This window comes from Kitasatospora sp. NPDC058478, assembly GCF_042720345.1.
Lineage (GTDB): Bacteria > Actinomycetota > Actinomycetes > Streptomycetales > Streptomycetaceae > Kitasatospora.
This window is the reverse complement of record NZ_JBHXML010000059.1, coordinates 20730-39764: the sequence shown is the minus strand read 5'-3', so window position 1 is coordinate 39764 and position 19035 is coordinate 20730. Positions and strand designations below refer to the sequence as shown.

General features: G+C 71.8%; 16 protein-coding genes and 2 tRNA genes. 12 read left to right on the top strand and 6 right to left on the bottom strand.

Annotation, left to right across the window (positions count from 1 at the left end):
* Positions 1-35 precede the first annotated feature (35 nt).
* Positions 36-1451 carry an amino acid permease gene (locus tag ACFWPT_RS28935; protein WP_063347577.1) on the bottom strand — a complete coding sequence of 472 codons (1416 nt, stop codon included), beginning with the start codon at positions 1449-1451 and terminating at the stop codon, positions 36-38.
* A 277-nt stretch (positions 1452-1728) separates the two neighbouring features.
* Here ACFWPT_RS28935 and ACFWPT_RS28930 point away from each other — a divergent pair, with 277 nt between their 5' ends.
* The 4 genes from ACFWPT_RS28930 to ACFWPT_RS28915 all read left to right on the top strand — a co-directional run bounded on the left by ACFWPT_RS28930 (position 1729) and on the right by ACFWPT_RS28915 (position 5081).
* Positions 1729-2328, top strand: coding sequence for a biotin transporter BioY (locus ACFWPT_RS28930; protein ID WP_063347576.1), 600 nt, complete (start codon positions 1729-1731; stop codon positions 2326-2328).
* A gap of 44 nt (positions 2329-2372) precedes the next feature.
* Positions 2373-2858: a ribose-5-phosphate isomerase gene (locus ACFWPT_RS28925; protein WP_063347575.1), complete on the top strand. Its 486-nt coding sequence runs from the start codon at positions 2373-2375 to the stop codon at positions 2856-2858.
* A gap of 384 nt (positions 2859-3242) precedes the next feature.
* Complete coding sequence (locus ACFWPT_RS28920) at positions 3243-4382, top strand: PP2C family protein-serine/threonine phosphatase (RefSeq protein WP_063351101.1); 1140 nt, start codon at positions 3243-3245, stop codon at positions 4380-4382.
* A gap of 501 nt (positions 4383-4883) precedes the next feature.
* Positions 4884-5081, top strand: coding sequence for a hypothetical protein (locus ACFWPT_RS28915; protein ID WP_063347574.1), 198 nt, complete (start codon positions 4884-4886; stop codon positions 5079-5081).
* 34 nt (positions 5082-5115) lie between these two features.
* Here ACFWPT_RS28915 and ACFWPT_RS28910 read toward each other — a convergent pair whose 3' ends face one another.
* Positions 5116-5907 (bottom strand): DUF6348 family protein, encoded by a 792-nt coding sequence (locus tag ACFWPT_RS28910; protein WP_380371235.1) that lies wholly within the window; start codon positions 5905-5907, stop codon positions 5116-5118.
* A 210-nt stretch (positions 5908-6117) separates the two neighbouring features.
* Between ACFWPT_RS28910 and ACFWPT_RS28905 the strand changes: the two genes are divergently transcribed.
* The gene (locus tag ACFWPT_RS28905) at positions 6118-6690 is read left to right on the top strand and encodes a hypothetical protein (RefSeq protein ID WP_380485325.1); all 573 of its coding nucleotides are present in this window, start codon (positions 6118-6120) and stop codon (positions 6688-6690) included.
* 90 nt (positions 6691-6780) lie between these two features.
* Here the strand turns inward: ACFWPT_RS28905 and ACFWPT_RS28900 are convergent.
* Positions 6781-6851 (bottom strand) — tRNA-Gly (locus ACFWPT_RS28900).
* 157 nt (positions 6852-7008) lie between these two features.
* Between ACFWPT_RS28900 and ACFWPT_RS28895 the strand changes: the two genes are divergently transcribed.
* The 5 genes from ACFWPT_RS28895 to clpX all read left to right on the top strand — a co-directional run bounded on the left by ACFWPT_RS28895 (position 7009) and on the right by clpX (position 11912).
* Positions 7009-7082, top strand: a tRNA-Pro gene (locus ACFWPT_RS28895).
* Between the two features lie 294 nt (positions 7083-7376).
* Positions 7377-8771 carry a trigger factor gene (tig, locus tag ACFWPT_RS28890; RefSeq protein WP_363369863.1) on the top strand — a complete coding sequence of 465 codons (1395 nt, stop codon included), beginning with the start codon at positions 7377-7379 and terminating at the stop codon, positions 8769-8771.
* Between the two features lie 265 nt (positions 8772-9036).
* Positions 9037-9654, top strand: a complete 618-nt coding sequence (locus tag ACFWPT_RS28885; protein WP_360211667.1) for an ATP-dependent Clp protease proteolytic subunit — start codon at positions 9037-9039, stop codon at positions 9652-9654.
* Positions 9655-9710: 56 nt separating this feature from the next.
* Positions 9711-10373 (top strand): ATP-dependent Clp protease proteolytic subunit, encoded by a 663-nt coding sequence (locus ACFWPT_RS28880; protein WP_063347570.1) that lies wholly within the window; start codon positions 9711-9713, stop codon positions 10371-10373.
* Between the two features lie 249 nt (positions 10374-10622).
* Entirely contained in the window at positions 10623-11912 is a 1290-nt protein-coding gene (clpX, locus tag ACFWPT_RS28875) for an ATP-dependent Clp protease ATP-binding subunit ClpX (RefSeq protein ID WP_063347569.1), read from the top strand.
* Between the two features lie 96 nt (positions 11913-12008).
* On the opposite strand, the gene ACFWPT_RS28870 is transcribed toward clpX, so the two are convergent.
* Together ACFWPT_RS28870 and ACFWPT_RS28865 are read right to left on the bottom strand one after the other, a co-directional pair.
* On the bottom strand, positions 12009-12791 hold the full coding sequence (locus tag ACFWPT_RS28870; protein ID WP_380336924.1) for a hypothetical protein: 783 nt from the start codon (positions 12789-12791) through the stop codon (positions 12009-12011).
* Positions 12792-12883: 92 nt separating this feature from the next.
* On the bottom strand, positions 12884-13768 hold the full coding sequence (locus ACFWPT_RS28865; RefSeq protein WP_380371242.1) for a hypothetical protein: 885 nt from the start codon (positions 13766-13768) through the stop codon (positions 12884-12886).
* A 213-nt stretch (positions 13769-13981) separates the two neighbouring features.
* Here ACFWPT_RS28865 and ACFWPT_RS28860 point away from each other — a divergent pair, with 213 nt between their 5' ends.
* On the top strand, positions 13982-16594 hold the full coding sequence (locus ACFWPT_RS28860; RefSeq protein WP_107453022.1) for a valine--tRNA ligase: 2613 nt from the start codon (positions 13982-13984) through the stop codon (positions 16592-16594).
* A 316-nt stretch (positions 16595-16910) separates the two neighbouring features.
* Positions 16911-17432, top strand: a complete 522-nt coding sequence (locus ACFWPT_RS28855) for a hypothetical protein (RefSeq protein ID WP_350878266.1) — start codon at positions 16911-16913, stop codon at positions 17430-17432.
* A gap of 21 nt (positions 17433-17453) precedes the next feature.
* On the opposite strand, the gene ACFWPT_RS28850 is transcribed toward ACFWPT_RS28855, so the two are convergent.
* Positions 17454-18992, bottom strand: coding sequence for a chitinase (locus tag ACFWPT_RS28850; RefSeq protein ID WP_380485323.1), 1539 nt, complete (start codon positions 18990-18992; stop codon positions 17454-17456).
* Between the last annotated feature and the right edge of the window lie 43 nt (positions 18993-19035).

Here is a 19035-nt window from a genome sequence, read left to right as displayed (position 1 = left end):
CGGCCGGCGGTACCGGGCCCTCGTGCGTTCCGGGGTCAGCGGGCGGCGGCCGCGTCCCGCCGCTGCTTGACCAGGCCGGCGGCGCTCAGCAGCGCGACCAGCACCCCGGCCGCGTACAGCTGCTGCCGGTTGCCCTCGGTGGTGGTCATCAGGGCGAGGATGCCGGCCACGGCGGCCATCGCGATCCAGGTCAGGTAGGGGTAGCCCCACATCTTCACGGTGAGCAGTTCGGGCGCCTCGCGCTCCAGCCGGCGGCGCATCCGCAGCTGGACGAGGCAGATGAACAGCCAGACGACCAGGATGGCCACGCCGGTGGTGTTCATCAGCCAGGTGAAGACGGTCTCCGGCCAGAACTTGGCGGCCAGCACGGCGCCGAAGCCGAACAGGCAGGAGGCCAGCACGGCCCGGCGCGGCACCCCGCCGGAGACCTTGGCCAGCGCCCGGGGGCCCTGGCCGCGGCCGACCAGCGAGTACGCCATCCGGGAGGCGCCGTAGATGTTGGCGTTCATCGCGGAGAGCAGCGCGATCAGCACCACCACCTCCATGATCGTCCCGGCGCCGGTCACCCCGAGGTGCCGCAGCACGGTGACGTACGGGCCGTCGGTGACCACCGCCGGGTCCTTCCAGGAGACCAGGGTGACGACCAGGGCCATCGAGCCGATGTAGAAGATCGCGATCCGCCACACCGCCGTGCGCACCGCGTTGGCGACGTTCTTGCGGGGGTCGTCGGACTCGGCGGCGGCGATGGTGACGGTCTCCAGCCCGCCGTAGGCGAAGACGGAGGCGAGCAGGCCGACGATCAGCCCGCTGACCCCGGTGGGCAGGAAGCCGCCCTGGCCGGTCAGGTTGGTCGTGCCGGGGGCGCCGGGGCCGATCACCCCGGCGATGCCGAGGCCGCCGAGGACCAGGAAGGCGATGATCGCGGCGACCTTGATGGCGGCGAACCAGAACTCGAACTCGCCGAAGTTCTTCACCGCGGTCAGGTTGCTGGCGCAGAAGAAGACCATGAACAGGCCGACCCAGACCCAGGAGGAGACGCCCGGCACCCAGCCGTTGACGATCTTCCCGGCGGCGGTGGCCTCGGCGGCGACGCCGCAGCAGAGCATCACCCAGTACATCCAGCCGGCCGTGATCCCGGCCCAGGGGCCGATCTCCTTCTCGGCGTGCACCGAGAACGATCCGGAGGCGGGGCGGGCGGCCGACATCTCGCCGAGCATCCGCATGATCAGCATGACCAGCAGGCCGGAGAGGGTGAACGCCAGGATGATCGCCGGACCGGCGGCCGCGATGCCGGCGCCGGAGCCGACGAACAGGCCCGCGCCGATCACCCCGCCCAGCGCGATCATCGACAGGTGGCGCTGCTTGAGGCCGTGCGCGAGCTGCTGGCCGGTGGCCGGGGCACCGTCGGCGTCGGTGGTCCCGGACGCCTTGGGCGCGGAGGTGGGGGCCATAGGGCTGGATCCAGACTGTGCGGAATGCGGCATGAGCTGTCCAATATCCGGCGACACCTCTGTTCATGCCAAGAGCGGGGACCTCGGGCCCACCATGCGGACCACGCGGTGACGAGGCGGGGTCGACCGGTGACACAGCGTCGTTATGGGCTGAAATGGGCCGGTTCCGACAACGGCCGAGGGCGGGGCTTTGTCCGAAACCGTGGCGGTGGCGTAGTGGATCACCACGTAGGTTCACAGGTGTTCACTCACCTGAGCACCCCACAGGAGACCCCCGATGGCCACTGCCACCACCCCGATACCGCGCCGCGCCGTCCTCGCCGACCTGCTGCCCGCCGCCACCACCCGCCTCGGCGCCCAGGCCCGCGACCTGGCCCTGGTGGCCGGCGGCGCCGCCCTGACCGGCGTGGCCGCCCAGCTGTCGGTGAACGTCCCCGGCTCGCCGGTGCCGGTCACCGGCCAGACCTTCGCCGCTCTGCTGGTCGGCACCGCGCTCGGCGCCCGCCGCGGCATCGCCTCGCTCGCCCTCTACCTGCTGGCCGGCCTGGCGGGGATGCCCTGGTTCGCCGAGGGCACCTCCGGCTGGACGATGCCCTCGCTCGGCTACGTGCTCGGCTTCGTCCTGGCGGCCGGCCTGACCGGCGAGCTGGCCCGCCGCGGCGCCGACCGGAGCCCGGTGAACACCGCCGTCACCATGGTCCTCGGCAGCCTCGCCATCTACGCGGTCGGCGTCCCGTACCTGGCCCTGTCGCTGCACGTCCCGCTCGCCCGGGCGGCCGAGCTCGGCCTCTACCCGTACCTGGTCGGCGACGCCCTGAAGGCCGTCCTCGCCGCCGGGGCCCTGCCGCTGGTCTGGAAGCTCGCCGCGAAGCGGTGAGCCCCCTGCCGGGCCCGGGCGCACGCGCATGCCACACTCATGGCATGCGCGTGTACCTGGGCTCAGACCATGCCGGATACGAACTGAAGAACCACCTCGTGGAGTGGCTCAAGGAGGCCGGCCACGAGCCGGTCGACTGCGGGCCGCACATCTACGACGCCGAGGACGACTACCCGCCGTTCTGCCTGCGCGCCGCCGAGCGCACCGCCGCCGACCCGGAGGCGCTGGGCGTCGTCATCGGCGGCTCGGGCAACGGTGAGGCGATCGCCGCCAACAAGGTCAAGGGCGTGCGGGCGGCGCTGGCCTGGAGCGAGCAGACCGCCGGGCTCGGCCGCGAGCACAACAACGCCAACGTGGTCTCCGTCGGCGGCCGCATGCACACGCTGGAGGAGGCCACCAAGTTCGTCGAGGTCTTCCTCAACACCCCCTACAGCGGCGAGCCGCGGCACACCCGCCGGATCGAGATGCTGAGCGAGTACGAGACCACCGGCGAGCTCCCGCCGATCCCGGCCCACCACCCGCAGGGCTGATCCCTCCCCCCGTCCACCCCCCGTCGGCCCGCCGCACGCTCCACGCGGCCGGCCGCCGCCGTTCCCGGGCCCGTACGGCTGTGTCATCGGCCACAGGGCCGGGCGCGCCGGCGCCGGCGCGCGCGGGGCGCGTGCGCCGCCCGCGTGGTTCGTACGCCCAACCGGCGCACGCCTCCTGACGCCGCGCCCGCCGTCGCGGCAATCGGCCGAAACCGACTGACGGGCCCGCGCCACGGCGCACCCGCTCGTGTCCGGCCCGTCGACGCCGGGCGGTGCCCGTGGATAAGGTCGGGCCCCATGGCTGGCAGACCGCCGGGCGCACCGCCCCAGACGACTGCGACGAGGCCCGGCGCCGCCACGGCGTCCGGACCCGTGACGGCCCGGTTGCGCAGGAGGCTCCGCCGGGTCCGCCGAAGGCTGCGCACGGCCGGTGTCGACTACTTCCGCGGCGGCGCCGCCGACTGGCCGGTGCTCTGCGCCCTCGCCCTGCTCGTCCCGCTGCTGATCCTGCTCAACATCTGGATCCCCGCCTGGGCCCCGCCCACCGCGCTGGTCCTGCCGATCCTGGCCGGCGCGCTGCTGCTGCGCCCCGGCAGCCTGGTGGTGCTGTACGCGCTGGCGGCGCTCGGCCTGTCCGCCGAGTCGGTGATCCACACCGGCCAGCGGGTGGCCAGCGAGAACCCCGAGGCCTACGTCTACGGCGTCACCCCGGGCGCGGCCCTGGTGGTCGGCGCCGCCGGGGTGGGCGGCCTGCTGCTGGCCCAGTTCCGGGCCCGGGTCGGCGTGCCCTGGTGGGGCGGCTCGACCATGCTGTTCGACCTGCGCGAGCGGCTGCGGGTGCAGAGCCGGGTGCCGGAGCTCCCGGACGGCTGGCACGCCGACATGGCGCTGCGCCCGGCCGGCGGGCAGTCCTTCTCCGGGGACTTCGTGGTCGCCGCCCGTACCGGCCCGGGCCAGCGGCTGCTGGAGGTGGTCCTCGCGGACGTCTCCGGCAAGGGCATGGACGCCGGCTCCCGCGCGCTGCTGCTCTCCGGCGCCTTCGGCGGCCTGGTGGGCTCGCTGCCCGCGCACGACTTCCTGCCCGCCGCCAACGGCTACCTGCTGCGCCAGTCCTGGGAGGAGGGCTTCGCGACCGCCGTCCACCTGGTGCTGGACCTGGACACCGGCGAGTACGAGCTGCTGTCGGCCGGGCACCTGCCGGGGATGCAGCGGCTGGCGGGCGCCGGGCGCTGGGAGGTCAAGGAGGCCGAGGGCCCGCTGCTCGGGATCTACGACGGCGCGAAGTTCGACGGGGTGCGCGGCCGGCTGAACCGCGGCGACGTGCTGATGCTGTGCACCGACGGCATGGTCGAGGAGCCGGGCCGGGACCTCTCCGAGGGGATGGACCGGCTGATGGGGGAGGCGGACCGGCTGGTGCCCGGCAGCGGTCCGGGCGCGGGGGCCGGTGCGGCGGCCGCGCTGATCGAGACGGTGGCCCGGGACATCAACGACGACCGCGCGGTCCTGCTGCTCTGGCGCGACTGACGCCCCCTCGCCCCGGCCGTCCGTCACCGGACGGACCGGCACATGCCGCGGGCACCTGCTGTCAAGCCGGGCAGCCGATCTTCGGCCAAATCGGCCGCCCCGTCGGCTGACCGGACCTGCGGCTTCCGTTACCCGTCTCCGGCCGCCTTCCGGCCGCTCAGCGCCGCCCCGGCGACGATTCGTCAGAACGGCTCCGCTATCGTCCCGGTCGGCGGAAACTCGTCTCGCATCGCAGGATATCGGCGTTGGGCTGACTGTCAGACCTTTACGCAATCGGCACGGTCGACCACACTGAGTCCGGGCGGGACTGTTCAGGATTCGGGGGATGGGGGGCGTCACGTGCGGCACGGCAGACAACGTTCGACCGCGCCGGGCTCCCTCGCCGGTGGTGTGCCGGTCGATCCGCGATTCCGCCTCGGGACCGTCGGACAGGCCGGGGTCCGGCTTCGCAGGTGCCGCCGGGCGGCGGCACCACGCTATGAAACGAGGAAGTGAGTCCGGGTGGCACTCTCCGTCTCCGCGCTGGTCCTGTTCGCAATCCTGTGCATCATCTTCATCCGCAACAAGCAGTTGAAGATCGCGCACGGCATCATCGCCGCCCTGTTCGGCTTCATGCTGCACGAGACCACGGTCGCGGGCTCGATCAACTCCCTGCTGGCGAACCTCGCCCACAGCATCTCGGGCATCACCGGCGGCTGACCCGGCCGGGCCGTCCGCGACCCCCGCGAGGGGATCACCGGCCGGCCCGTCTGGCCTCCCGCCAGCGAGCGAACAGTCCCCGGGGGCGGGCCGCCGCCGGGGCGGGGGCGCGCATCGGCGCGGGTGCCGCGGCACCCGCCGCCGCGGCCTGCCCCGGCGCCGCCCGCTCGGCCGTCAACAGCACGAACAGCCGCGCCCAGCACAGTCGTTCGCCCCGCGGCCAGTCCATCGCGCGCAGCGCCGCCGACGCGGCCTCCGACACCTCGCCGTCGACCCGGACCTCGGCGACGTCGTCGCCCGCCTTCCCGCCCAGGAAGAGCTTCACCCCGACCGGCCCCGGCCCGGCCAGCTGCGGCCGCAGCGCGGGCGCGAGCGCCGGCAGCACCCGGTGCTCGGCGAGCCAGCCCGCCAGGTGCTCGTTGCCGAAGCCGAACACCGCCGCCGGCCCCTGGACGGCGTGCCAGCCCGGGAGTTCGGGGTGGTCCGCGTGGTCGGCGTGCACGCCGCGCCCGTCCGTCAGCTCGACCAGCACCGAGGCGGTGGTGGTCGCCCACATCTTCACCGCGTTGGCGAGCTTCTCCTCCTCGGTCTTGCCGAGGCCGGCCGCGCAGTCCCACACCACCGGCGCGTCCGCCCGGCCCAGGTGCAGCACGTAGCCGAGGTCGACGTGGCCGGCGCCGTCGTTCCCGGGGTGCTCGCGCACCGCCACCGCCGTCGTCCCCGGGCCGCGCACCACCTCGCCGTCGGCGCTGAACTCCTGTCCGAGGCGTGCCATCTCCCGGACGACACAGCGCTGTATGACGGCCAGCCGCTCCTGGGGACGCACCGGGACTCCTCCACCTCGGAGCGCGGCGGGTGAGCTCCCGCTCGAACTGCGCTCGAACGCCGCCGAGGCTATCGGCCCGGCAGCCAGGCGGGAAACCGTCCGGCCTCCCCGGTTCTCCGGTCGCGGAAATGTCTGGAATGCACCACTTTGGGAAGCGGAACCGCCCTGTGGCCGCCGGCCGGGGCCCTGCCGCCCGCCTGGAGAGCCCGCATGACCCCCGCCGCCCCGACACCCCCTCCGTCGCTCCTGACGGCCCCTCCGGCACCCCTTCCGCCCCTCCTGGCGGGCCCGGACGGCTCCGGCCTGGCCGCCGAGATCGAGGCCTACCTCGCCTCGCTGCCCGCCCCCGCGCGCCGCCCGGTGCCGTACGTCTGCCCCCACGGCACCGCCGTGCGGCCGTGGTGCGCCGGCCACCCGGCGCCCCGGGCCACCCTGCTCGACCGGGTGCTGCGCCGCCCGGCCCGCCCGGTGCCGGTCAGCGCCGCCGACCACCTGCGGCTCGCCTCCCGCTACATCGGTGCCCACGGCTGGCTGCAGGGCGCGATGTGGGACGCACGCGGCCGGGTCTGCCTGCTCGGCGCCCAGGCCGCCGTCCTCGCGCACGGCTACGGCACCCCGGCCACCGTGCGCACCGCCCGGGTCCAGCTGATGGAGGTGCTGCACGCGACCGGCCGCCCGGCGCACTCCCCGGACGAGTACAACGACCGCCCCGCCACCAGGGAGGCCGACGTCCACCGGCTGCTCGACCGGGCGGCCGCCCGGGCCGCCCGGCTCGGACTCTGAACCGGCCCTTCCGGCCTCGCGGGGCCGGGTGGACCGCCCGGAAACGCCAACGGCCCCGGTGCGTGGAGACGCACCGGGGCCGGGCCGATGAGCGGGCGACGAGAATCGAACTCGCGTGACTAGTTTGGAAGACTAGGGCTCTACCATTGAGCTACGCCCGCGCGATCCCCCGGTCGTTGTCGGCCGGAAGTTCGGGGGACAGCGTACCTGGTCCGGTCGCTTCCGTGCACACCGGATTCTGCGCGCGCTCCCTCGGACCGCCCCCGAATATGTCGGCGAGCCGCCAGGGCCCGACGTGTACGCTTCCTCTCGGCACCACGGGGTGTGGCGCAGTTTGGTAGCGCGTCCGCTTTGGGAGCGGAAGGCCGTCGGTTCGAATCCGGTCACCCCGACAGTGCGGCAGGGTCTCGTCCACCGTGGCGGGGCCCTGTTCTGTTCGGGCCCGACGGTGGCGCCTGGCGTCCGCCTTTCGTGGTACCGGTAGGATGGGGCGCTGGCGGTAGTCCCTGCGGTGTCAACCCAGGTCAACCGCACGAGGGCGAGGAGTCACTCTCACCGTCCACCCCCCACGGGAGATGCAGCTCCAACCCTTCATCGCCCGTCTCGCCCGACCCATTCGTACGGCCTCGGCCGGCGGCCGGGAACGGCGGAGGCAACCTGACCGCAAGCCCATAGGAGACCTAACCGTGAAGAGCGCCGTCGAGACTCTGAACCCGACCCGGGTTCGACTCACCGTCGAGGTGCCCTTCGAGGAGCTCAAGCCCAGCCTCGACGCGGCGTACAAGAAGATCAACCAGCAGGTCTCGGTCCCGGGCTTCCGCAAGGGCAAGATCCCGAACCGGGTCATCGACCAGCGCTTCGGCCGTGGCGCCGTGCTGGAGGAGGCCGTCAACGACGCCCTCCCGCGCTTCTACACGCAGGCCGTCGACGAGGGCAAGATCGAGGTCCTCGGACAGCCCGACATCACCAACATCGAGGGTGTCGAGAAGCTCGCCGATGGCGGCGACCTGAAGTTCACCGCCGAGGTGGACATCCGTCCGGAGATCACCCTCCCGGACTTCGCCTCCATCGAGGTGACCGTCGACCCGATCGTCGTCTCCGACGAGGACATCGAGAAGTCCCTGGAGCAGCTGCGCGAGCGCTTCTCCTCGGTCAAGGACGTCGAGCGCGCCGCGGCCGCCGGCGACATCGTGGTCGTGGACCTGATCGCCAAGGTCGACGGCGAGGTGCCGGAGGACGGCACCGCCAACGGCGTCAGCTACGAGATCGGCTCGGGCCGCCTGATCGACGGCATCGACGACGCCGTGACCGGCCTGGAGGCCGGTGGCACCGCCACCTTCTCCACCGAGCTCAAGGGTGGCACCCAGGCGGGCCAGACCTCCGAGGTCACCGTCACCGTCACCGCCGTCCAGGAGAAGGAGCTGCCCGAGCTGGACGACGAGTTCGCCCAGCTGGCCAGCGAGTTCGACACCCTGGAGGCCCTGCGCGACGACTCCCGCAAGCGCCTGGAGCGCATGAAGGAGTACGACCAGGCGACCCAGGCCCAGGAGAAGGTGCTGGACGCCCTGCTCGGCCTGGTCGAGATCGAGTTCCCGGAGAAGCTCCTCAAGGACGAGGTCGAGACCCGCAAGCACAACCTGGAGCACCACCAGCTCCAGCCGATGGGCCTCGACATCGACAGCTACCTGGAGACCCAGGGCAAGACCCGCGAGGAGTGGGACGCCGAGATCGAGGAGCAGGCGAAGAAGGGCATCAAGACCCAGTTCGTCCTGGACCAGATCGTCGCCGACGAAGAGCTGGGTGTTAACCAGGAGGAGCTGACCGAGCACCTCATCCGCCGCGCCGCCGGCTCGGGTCTCACCCCGGACCAGTTCGCGCAGCAGGTCGTCCAGGGTGGCCAGGTGCCGCTGCTGGTCGGCGAGGTCGCCCGCGGCAAGGCGCTGGCCACCGTGGTCGAGGCCGCCAAGGTCGTCGACACCGAGGGCAACGAGGTCAACTTCGACGACGAGGACGAGACGGCCGAGACCGTCGAGGCCCCCGCCGCCGAGGAGACCGCCGCCGAGGAGAAGACCGAGGCCTGAGTGCCCCGGTAACCCCTGAGGTCTGCGACGGGCCCGGACGCCGTACGGCGTCCGGGCCCGTCGTCGTCCCCCGGGGCGGACCCGACCCTGCGCTCACAGCGAACAGTTCTGCGTGAGGGATTCTGCGGCCCGGCCTGCGCGTTAGGGTCCTTGGACAGCACCAATCACACCGTGATACCCGGAAGCTGTGCGACATCGTGACGGCCGTGGAGCGACCGTCCAAATCGACTGAGCAGGTGGCTAAGTGACGTTCCCGCAGATGCAGATGCCTGGCCCGATGGCGCCGCACGCCGCCTCTGGTGACGTGCTCGGCGGCCTGGGCGACCAGGTGTACAACCGGCTGCTCAACGAGCGGATCATCTTCCTCGGCCAGCAGGTCGACGACGACATCGCCAACAAGATCACCGCCCAGCTGCTGCTGCTGGCCGCGGACCCGGAAAAGGACATCTTCCTTTACATCAACTCCCCGGGCGGTTCGATCTCGGCGGGCATGGCGATCTACGACACCATGCAGTACATCAAGAACGACGTCGTCACCATCGCGATGGGCATGGCGGCCTCGATGGGCCAGTTCCTGCTGACCGCCGGCGCCAAGGGCAAGCGCTTCTCGCTGCCGAACGCCAACATCCTCATGCACCAGCCGTCCGCCGGCCTCGGCGGCTCCGCCACCGACATCCGCATCCAGGCCGAGCAGCTGCTGCGCACCAAGAAGCGGATGTCCGAGCTGATCGCCTTCCACAGCGGCCAGTCCTTCGAGCAGATCACCAGGGACTCCGACCGCGACCGCTGGTTCACGCCGGAGGAGGCCCTGGAGTACGGCCTGATCGACGCGATCATGCACAGCGCCGCGGACGTTCCCGGCGGCGGCGGCACGGGCGCCTGAGCCTCGGCCCGGCCCACGAGACCACAGCCACAACGCCCCGGAGGACAAGAACCCCCATGATCATCCCCAGCCTGTCGGCCGCCCAGGCCCGCGTCGAGGACATGCGCGCCGAGGGTCGCTACATCGTCCCGCGCTTCGTCGAGCGCACCACGCAGGGCATCCGCGAGTACGACCCGTACGCCAAGCTGTTCGAGGAGCGCATCATCTTCCTCGGCTCGCAGGTCGACGACGTCTCGGCGAACGACATCATGGCGCAGCTGCTGTGCCTGGAGTCGATGGACCCGGACCGCGAGATCCAGATGTACATCAACTCGCCCGGCGGCTCGTTCACGGCCCTGACGGCCATCTACGACACCATGCAGTACGTGAAGCCGGACATCACCACGGTCTGCATGGGCCAGGCGGCCTCCGCCGCGGCCGTGCTGCTCGCCGCCGGCACCCCCGGCAAGCGGATGGCGCTGCCGAACGCCCGCATCCTGATCCACCAGCCGTACACCGAGACCGGCCGCGGCCAGGTGTCCGACCTGGAGATCCAGGCCAAGGAGATCTTCCGGATGCGCGAGCAGCTGGAGCAGATGCTCTCCAAGCACTCCAACAAGCCGGTGGAGCAGGTGCGCGAGGACATCGAGCGCGACAAGATCCTCACCGCCGAGGAGGCCCTGGAGTACGGCCTCGTCGACCAGATCATCTCCACCCGCAAGACCTCGCTGACCTCCTGAGGCCGGCACCCTCCGAGGCGGGGCGCGCATCCTGCGTGCGCGCTCCGCTCCGGGTCGTCGGCGGCCTCCGCAACGGCATCTGTTCGGTATCAATTCGCCCAGGGCGTAGGGCAGACCCGGCGAAGAGGACGGAATCAGGGGCCCGGCAGAGTACCGTCGGATAGCGAGACCGATCGCCGTCGGCGTTGACGGTCCACAGCACCAGGCCCCGGAACTTCTGCGGGGCCCCTGGCGAAGGGGAAGCACCTCGTGGCACGCATCGGAGACGGTGGCGACCTGCTCAAGTGCTCGTTCTGCGGCAAGTCGCAGAAGCAGGTGAAGAAGCTGATCGCCGGCCCAGGCGTGTACATCTGCGACGAGTGCATCGACCTGTGCAACGAGATCATCGAGGAGGAACTCGCCGAGACCTCCGAGGTGCGCTTCGAGGAGCTGCCGAAGCCGCGGGAGATCTACGAGTTCCTGGACCAGTACGTGGTCGGCCAGGACCTCGCCAAGAAGGCGCTGTCGGTGGCGGTCTACAACCACTACAAGCGCGTCCAGGCCGGCGAGGCGGGCCGCAGCGGCGGCAACGGCCGTGAGGACGCCATCGAGCTGGCCAAGTCCAACATCCTGCTGCTGGGCCCCACCGGCTCCGGCAAGACGCTGCTGGCGCAGACCCTGGCCCGGATGCTCAACGTGCCGTTCGCGATCGCGGACGCCACCGCGCTGACCGAGGCCGGGTACGTCGGCGAGGACGTCGAGAACATCCTGCTCAAGCTGATCCAGGCGGCCGACTACGACGTCAAGAAGGCCGAGACCGGGATCATCTACATCGACGAGATCGACAAGGTCGCGCGCAAGAGCGAGAACCCGTCGATCACCCGGGACGTCTCCGGCGAGGGCGTGCAGCAGGCGCTGCTGAAGATCCTGGAGGGCACCACCGCCTCGGTGCCGCCGCAGGGCGGGCGCAAGCACCCGCACCAGGAGTTCATCCAGATCGACACCACCAACGTGCTGTTCATCGTCGGCGGCGCGTTCGCCGGCCTGGAGCGGATCATCGAGGGCCGGGCCGGCGCCAAGGGCATCGGCTTCGGCGCCAACATCCGCTCCAAGCGGGAGTCGGACGCCAGCGACCACTTCCGCCAGGTGATGCCCGAGGACCTGGTGAAGTTCGGCATGATCCCCGAGTTCATCGGCCGGCTGCCGGTGATCACCAGCGTCCACAACCTGGACCGCGAGGCGCTCCTGCAGATCCTCACCGAGCCGAAGAACGCGCTGGTCAAGCAGTACCGCAAGCTCTTCGAACTGGACGGCGTGGAGCTGGAGTTCTCCCGGGACGCGCTGGAGGCGATCGCCGACCAGGCGATCCTGCGCGGCACCGGCGCGCGCGGTCTGCGGGCCATCATGGAGGAGGTGCTGATGTCCGTGATGTACGAGGTGCCCTCGCGTCAGGACGTCGCCCGCGTGGTGGTCACCGGGGACGTGGTCTCCAAGCACGCCATCCCCACCCTCGTCCCGCGCGACATGATCAAGCGCGAGCGACGCGAGAAGAGCGCCTGACCCGCGCCCGCCGCATCCGCAAGGGCCCCGCACCGACCGGTGCGGGGCCCTTCGGCGTTTCCCGGTGCCGGAGGGTCACCGGCGGTTCCCGGTGGACTACTTGGGGACCTCGGCGACCGCGCGCAGGTCGCGGGTGTCGGCGGCGAGCTTGTCCAGGTCCGGCTGGGCGCTCGGGTCGGCCACCGTCATGACCATCACCAGGCCGCTGCTGTCGGCCCAGGCGCAGATGCCCATCGTGGTCCCGGCCTCGCCCTCGCCGCCGACGACGGTGGCGCACTCCATCGCGCCGCCCTTGGGGCCGGCGTCCACCACGTGCCGGTTGTCGAGCTTGCGACCGGTGGACGCCATGCCCTGGAACGCCTGGTTCAGTTCCTGCTTCGGCGCCAGGACCTTGCCGTAGCCCCCGAACACGACCAGCTGAGGGTCCGACTGCGCGTTCTGGTAGAGGGCGCCCACCCCGGTGGGGCTCCAGTTGCCGTCGCCCTTGCCGAAGCTGGAGGTGAGCCCCTTCTCCAGGGTGTCGGCGACCTGGGGGTCGTCGCTCTGGCGCAGGTCCTTGAACGTGGCCGGCAGGACGATCTTCTGGGTGCCCGCGCTGCTGGCGACGTCGTAGACGAAGTAGGCGAGCGCGCCGCCGCCCAGCAGCACGAAGGCGCCGACGACGCCGAGCACGGTCCAGAGCGTCTTGCGGGACTTGCGCGGCGGCGGCACCGGCGGGTACGCGCCGTACCCGGGGTAGGCGCCCGGCTCGCCGACCGGCGGGTAGCCGGGCGGGGGGCTCTGCGGCGGGATGCCGCCGTAGCCCGGCGGGGCCGGTGGGGGCGGCGGTGCGTCGTGTCCCGGCTGCGGCGGGGGGCCGTAGGGGTTCTGCTCGGTCACGCGAGGCCTCTCTGATGGCGATGCCCGGGTGCCGCCCGGCGCGGCCGGCGGCGGCGGGGAGGTGGTGGTGACGTGGCGGGGCGGTGCCCCGGTTACTTGGCGACGACCATGGCGTCGCGGATCGCCCGGGTCCTGTCCGCGGCCTGGGCCGGGGTGAGGCCCTGGCCGCCGCCGGTCAGGCTGATCTTGCTGAAGGTGATCCGGCCGGTGGTGGACTTGTCCGCCCACACGCAGACCGTGGGCCCGGCCTTGCCCGCGATGACGCTGGCCACGCCGCAGGCGAGCTTCGCCGAGGAGCTGTGGCCGTCCTGCGCCGGGAAGTCCGTCAGCGGTGTGGACCAGGTCAGCCCGCCGCTGTCCTTCTTCGAGTCGTCGATGATCTGGCCGGGGTCGTTGAGCTCCCCGTAGACGCCGACCACGGAGAGCGTGTCGAGCGCGTCGGAGCCCTTGCTGTAGCTGGCCGCCAGCACGTTGAGGTTCTTGCCGAACTTCGCCGCCTCGGGCTTGGCCGGGTCGACGGCCTCCTCCTTGGCCGACTTCTGGGTGTAGCCGTCCGGCAGCGACTGCGGCGCGGAGATCTTGTACTGGCCGCCCTGGTCGTCGCCGAGGAACTTCCACGCGGCGAAACCGCCGCCGCCCAGCACCAGCGCGCCCACGACCAGGCCGACCACCAGGCCGGTCCGGCCCTTCTTCGGCGGCGGCGGGTAGCCCGGCTGGCCCGGCTGGCCGTACGGGGCCTGCGGCGGGTAGCCGTACGGGGGCTGCGGGGCGCCGTACGGCTGCTGCGGGGTGCCGTAGGGCGGCTGGGGAACGCCGTAGGGCTGGCCGTCCTGCGGCGGGTAGCCGTACTGGGGCGGCTGCTGCGGGGCGCCGTAGGGCGGCGGCGGTTGCGGCGGGCCGTACGGGGGCTGACCCCCGTACGGCTGAGGCTGTCCCTGCGGTTGTCCCTGCGGATACTGCTGGCCCTGGCCGTACATCTGCGTCCGTGCTCCCCCGCCGCACCCGCGGCCTGTCGTCGTGTCGTCCCGGGGTCCGTGCGGACACCGGACGAGTGCCCGGGAACGGTACCGTACGGTGTCCTCCGCCGAGCCGTTCGGGCGGGTCGCGTCCGCGCGGAGAAAGCGGTTCGTAACACGGGCCTGCGGTTACGTAAACTGTGCGTCGTGACCGACACGACGAACCAGCACCCCGTGAGCACCTTTGCCGGGGACGAAGCAGCCACTCTCCCGACGACCTACACCCCCGCGGACGTAGAGGGCGAGCTGTACGAGCGCTGGGTAGAGCGTGGCTACTTCACCGCGGACGCCAAGAGCGACAAGCCCCCGTTCACCATCGTCATCCCCCCGCCGAACGTGACCGGCAGCCTGCACCTGGGCCACGCCTTCGAGCACACGCTGATCGACGCGCTGGTCCGCCGCAAGCGGATGCAGGGCTACGAGGCGCTGTGGCAGCCCGGAATGGACCACGCCGGCATCGCCACCCAGAACGTGGTCGAGCGCGAGCTCGCCAAGGAGGGCAAGTCCCGCCACGACCTGGGCCGGGAGGCCTTCGTCGAGCGCGTCTGGAAGTGGAAGGCGGAGTCCGGCGGCCAGATCTCCGGCCAGATGCGTCGCCTGGGCGACGGTGTGGACTGGTCCCGCGAGCGGTTCACCATGGACGAGGGCCTGTCCCAGGCCGTCCAGACCATCTTCAAGAAGCTCTTCGACGACGAGCTGATCTACCGGGCCGAGCGCATCATCAACTGGTGCCCGCGCTGCCTGACCGCCATCTCGGACATCGAGGTGGAGTACCAGGACGACGACGGCGAGCTGGTCTCGATCCGCTACGGCGAGGGTGACGCCTCGATCGTCGTCGCCACCACCCGCGCCGAGACGATGCTGGGCGACACCGCGGTCGCCGTCCACCCGGACGACGAGCGCTACCGCCACCTGGTCGGCACCGAGATCGAGCTGCCGTTGACCGGCCGTCGGATCCCGGTGGTCGCCGACGCCCACGTCGACCCGGAGTTCGGCACCGGCGCCGTCAAGGTGACGCCCGCGCACGACCCGAACGACTTCGAGATCGGCCAGCGGCACGGCCTGCCCTCGGTCGCCGTCATGGACGAGCACGCGGTCATCACCGTGCACGGCCCGTTCCTCGGCCTGGACCGGCTGGAGGCCCGCTCGGCGATCGTCGCCGCGCTGCGCGCCGACGGCCGGATCGTCGCCGAGAAGCGCCCGTACGTCCACTCGGTCGGCCACTGCTCGCGCTGCAAGACCACCATCGAGCCGCGGCTGTCCATGCAGTGGTGGGTCAAGGTCGGCCCGCTCGCGAAGGCCGCCGGCGACGCGGTCCGCGACGGCAAGGTCAAGATCCACCCGCAGGAGATGGAGAAGCGCTACTTCGACTGGGTCGACAACCTGCACGACTGGTGCATCTCGCGCCAGCTGTGGTGGGGCCACCGCATCCCGGTCTGGTACGGCCCGAACGGCGAGGTCGTCTGCGTCGGTCCGGACGAGCAGCCGCCCACCGGCGAGGGCTGGCACCAGGACAACGACGTCCTGGACACCTGGTTCTCCTCCGGGCTTTGGCCGTTCTCCACGCTCGGCTGGCCGGAGCAGACCGAGAGCCTGGCGAAGTTCTACCCGAACTCCGTCCTGGTCACCGGCTACGACATCCTGTTCTTCTGGGTCGCCCGGATGATGATGTTCGGTCTCTACGCGATGGACGGCACCCCGCCGTTCCACACCATCGCGCTGCACGGCATGGTCCGTGACCAGAACGGCAAGAAGATGTCGAAGTCCTTCGGCAACGTGGTCAACCCGCTGGACTGGATGGACAAGTACGGTTCGGACGCGCTGCGCTTCACGCTGGCGCGCGGTGCCAACCCGGGCGTCGACGTGCCGATCGGCGAGGACTGGGTCCAGGCGGCCCGCAACTTCGCCAACAAGATCTGGAACGCCACCCGCTTCGCGCTGATGAACGGCGCCACCGTCGAGGGCCCGCTCCCCGCGCCGGAGGAGCTGACCGCGACCGACCGCTGGATCCTGTCGCGCCTGAACAGCACCGTCGCCGAGGTGGACGCGCTGTACGAGGACTACCAGTTCTCCAAGCTGTCCGAGGCGCTGTACCACTTCGCCTGGGACGAGGTCTTCGACTGGTACGTCGAGCTCTCCAAGACCACCCTGGCCAAGGGCGGCCCGCAGGCCGACGCCGCGCGCCGGGTGCTCGGCGAGGTCCTGGACGTCACGCTGCGGCTGCTGCACCCGATCGTGCCCTTCGTCACCGACACCCTGTGGACCACGCTCACCGGCGCCGAGTCGCTGGTCATCGCGGACTGGCCGACGGACAGCGGTTACCGCGACGCCGAGGCCGAGGCCGAGATCGCCACGCTGCAGCAGGTGGTCACCGAGGTCCGCCGGTTCCGCTCGGACCAGGGCCTCAAGCCGGGCCAGCGCGTCCCGGCGAAGCTGGAGCTGGACGGCACCGTGCTGGCCGTCCACGAGGACGCGATCCGCTCGCTGCTGCGGCTGACCGTCCCCGAGGAGGGCTTCGCGGCCACCGCCTCGCTCCCGGTCGCCGGCGCCACCGTCGCGCTCGACCTCTCCGGCACCATCGACGTCGCGGCGGAGCGCAAGCGCCTCGCCAAGGACCTCGCGGCCGCCGAGAAGGAGAAGGCGCAGACCACGGCCAAGCTCGGCAACGAGGCGTTCCTCGCCAAGGCGCCGGACGAGGTGGTCGCCAAGATCCGGGGCCGTCAGGAGGCCGCCGAGGCCGACATCGCCCGGATCACCGCCCAGCTCGCGGCGCTGCCGCAGGGCTGAGCCCGCACCGGTCCGTGAGGGGCCGCACTCCGCGACGCGCGGGGTGCGGCCCCTCCGGCGTTTCCGGGCGGCTCGGCCGGTCGCGGCGGCGGTGTTCTTTTTGCTACGCCTAATAGCCCATCAACATTGCTCCCTTCCGGCGAATATTCATCCTGGACCGGGTGAGGTCCTATTCCTTCCGAATTCATTCCGGTCTTGCCCGCGCGGGTTCGCGGAAGTTTGCAGGTCGGATGTGTACGGTGTGCACGGAGTTTCTGACGGGTGTTTCTGCTGAGCGTTCCTGCTGAGCCGACGGACGGGAGGGCATGGCGTGGTGGTGACCGAGGAATTGGCCGACGAACTTCCTGCCGAGGCGGTGGAGGAGGCCAAGGCCAGGGCGGCGACCCTGCTGCTGGCGTTCCGCCACGGCAACCAGCTCGCCTTCGACCACGAGCTGGACCTGCTCCTCGCCGAGCGCGCCGAGCGCGAGGTGACCACCCTGCTCGCCTGGATCGCCGCCGAGGCCGTCCGCAAGGCGTACGCGCCCGAGGTCGGCGACCGGGTGCTGCGGGCGATGGCCCGGCGCGCCCCGGCCGACAACGGCGCGGTCGCGGTGGACGAGGAGAGCGCGGACGCCGCCCGGCTGATCGAGGCGGTGGCCGCCGGCGAGGTGGCCGAGGTGCGCGGCCTGGTCGCCTCGACCGCCGACACCACCTTCCTGCTCGGCGGTCTGCTCCAGGGCGTCGCGATGATGCTGCCGCTGCTGCCCGAGGGCGAACTGGCCGAGATCACGGCCGAGTTGCGCCGCCGGCACGGCGGGCCCGCGGCCCACGTCCCGGAGGCCCGGGCCGGGGTCTGAACCCCGGTCCGGGGAGGGGCGTCACGGCATGGCGTGCAGGTGCGCGCCGATGGTGCCCGCGACGGGGCTGCCCGCCTTGGCGTCCCAGTTGGTCGACCAGGTCATCGCCCCGCCGATGCCCGGCCAGGTGGTGTCGGGCTTGTAGCTGCCGCAGTTGGTGCCTGCGGCCAGGCAGTCCAGCGCGTTGTCGACCACGCTCGGGCTGACGTACCCGCCGCCCGCCGCGCTGGTGGAGGCCGGCACCCCGAGCCCCACCTGGTCGGGCCGCAGCCCGCTCTTGAGCTGGATGCAGGCCAGCCCGGTGAGGAAGTCCTCGGTGCCCTGCGAGTAGACGTTGCCGTCGCAGCCGTTCATCGCACCGGAGTTGTAGTACTGCATGTTGACGATGGTGAGGATGTCCTTCACGTTCAGCGCCAGCTTGAAGTACTCCATGCCGGTCGACTGCATGTCGATGGTCTGCGGCGCCATGGTGAGGACGAACCCGCTGCCGCTCTTCGCCGCCAGCGAGTGCAGCGCCTGGCCGAGGTAGACGGCGTTGACGCCGTTCTCCAGGTCGATGTCGATCCCGTCGAAGCCGTAGGCCTGCATCAGCGCCCGGGCGGTGCCGGCGAAGTTGGCCGCCGAGGTCGGGTCGCTCACCGACACCGTGCCGTTCTGCCCGCCGACCGAGAGCACCACCTTCTTGCCGGCCGCCCGCTTGGCCGCGATGTCGGCCTTGAACTGGGCGTCGGTGTAGCCGCCGAGGCGGGAGGAGAGGGCGGGGTCCAGGGTGAAGCCCAGCCCGCCCGGTGTGCTGGTGGCGTCGGCGAAGGAGACCGCGATGATGTCGTAGGCGGCCGGGACGTCGCCGATCCGCTGGACGGTGGCGCCGTTGTCGAAGTTCTGCCAGTAGCCGGTCAGGATGTGCTTGGGCAGGCCGGGCGGCTTGCCGGTCGAGGTGGCGGTGGGGCTTGCGGTGCCGGTGTCCGTGGGGGAGGGGCTGCCGGTGCCGGTGGGGCTCGGGGACGTGGTGGCGGTCGGGCTCTGGGAGGGCTGCGGGCCGCCCGGGCCGATCAGTGAGACGTCGTCGGCGAGGAAGGCGGGCTGCCCGTACCAGCCGTGCAGGTAGACGGTGACGCTGGTGGTGCCCGGGCCGGTGGTGAAGCCGGTGCTCAGCTGGGCCCAGCCGGTGGAGTTCGTCCAGGTGCCGGGGTCGGTGCCGCCGGTGCCGCGGGCACCCAGGTAGACGTACGAGCCCTGGACCCAGGAGCTCAGCGTGTACGTCGAGGAGGGCTGCACGGCGACGGTCTGGGTGCACTCGCCGGTGTCGCCCGAGCCGGGGGTGGACTGCAGGGCGTAGCGGCCGGAGTGCGCGGTCGTGCTCTGGACGGCGCCGTTGCCACAGGACCAGCCGGACAGCGTGCCGGTCTCGAAGCCGCCGTTGGTGATCAGGTCGGGGTCGGCGGCCTGGGCGCCGGTGCCGGTGGCGAGGGCGAGCCCGCTCAGGCCGAGGGCGACGGCGCAGGCCCCGGCGATCAGGGTGTGGGCGGCGCGTGGGCGCCGGTGTCGGGCAGGTGGCATGACTCCATCTCCTGTGGGGGAGGCCCGGCGGCGCGCCTGAGTG

Bases quoted from the DNA above. Each gene is read 5' to 3' on its own strand.
- ACFWPT_RS28935 (WP_063347577.1), bottom strand. From the start codon at position 1,451: ATGGCCCCCACCTCCGCGCCCAAGGCGTCCGGGACCACCGACGCCGAC.
- ACFWPT_RS28930 (WP_063347576.1), top strand. From the start codon at position 1,729: ATGGCCACTGCCACCACCCCGATACCGCGCCGCGCCGTCCTCGCCGAC.
- ACFWPT_RS28925 (WP_063347575.1), top strand. From the start codon at position 2,373: ATGCGCGTGTACCTGGGCTCAGACCATGCCGGATACGAACTGAAGAAC.
- ACFWPT_RS28905 (WP_380485325.1), top strand. From the start codon at position 6,118: ATGACCCCCGCCGCCCCGACACCCCCTCCGTCGCTCCTGACGGCCCCT.
- ACFWPT_RS28885 (WP_360211667.1), top strand. From the start codon at position 9,037: ATGCCTGGCCCGATGGCGCCGCACGCCGCCTCTGGTGACGTGCTCGGC.
- ACFWPT_RS28880 (WP_063347570.1), top strand. From the start codon at position 9,711: ATGATCATCCCCAGCCTGTCGGCCGCCCAGGCCCGCGTCGAGGACATG.
- ACFWPT_RS28865 (WP_380371242.1), bottom strand. From the start codon at position 13,768: ATGTACGGCCAGGGCCAGCAGTATCCGCAGGGACAACCGCAGGGACAG.
- ACFWPT_RS28850 (WP_380485323.1), bottom strand. From the start codon at position 18,992: ATGCCACCTGCCCGACACCGGCGCCCACGCGCCGCCCACACCCTGATC.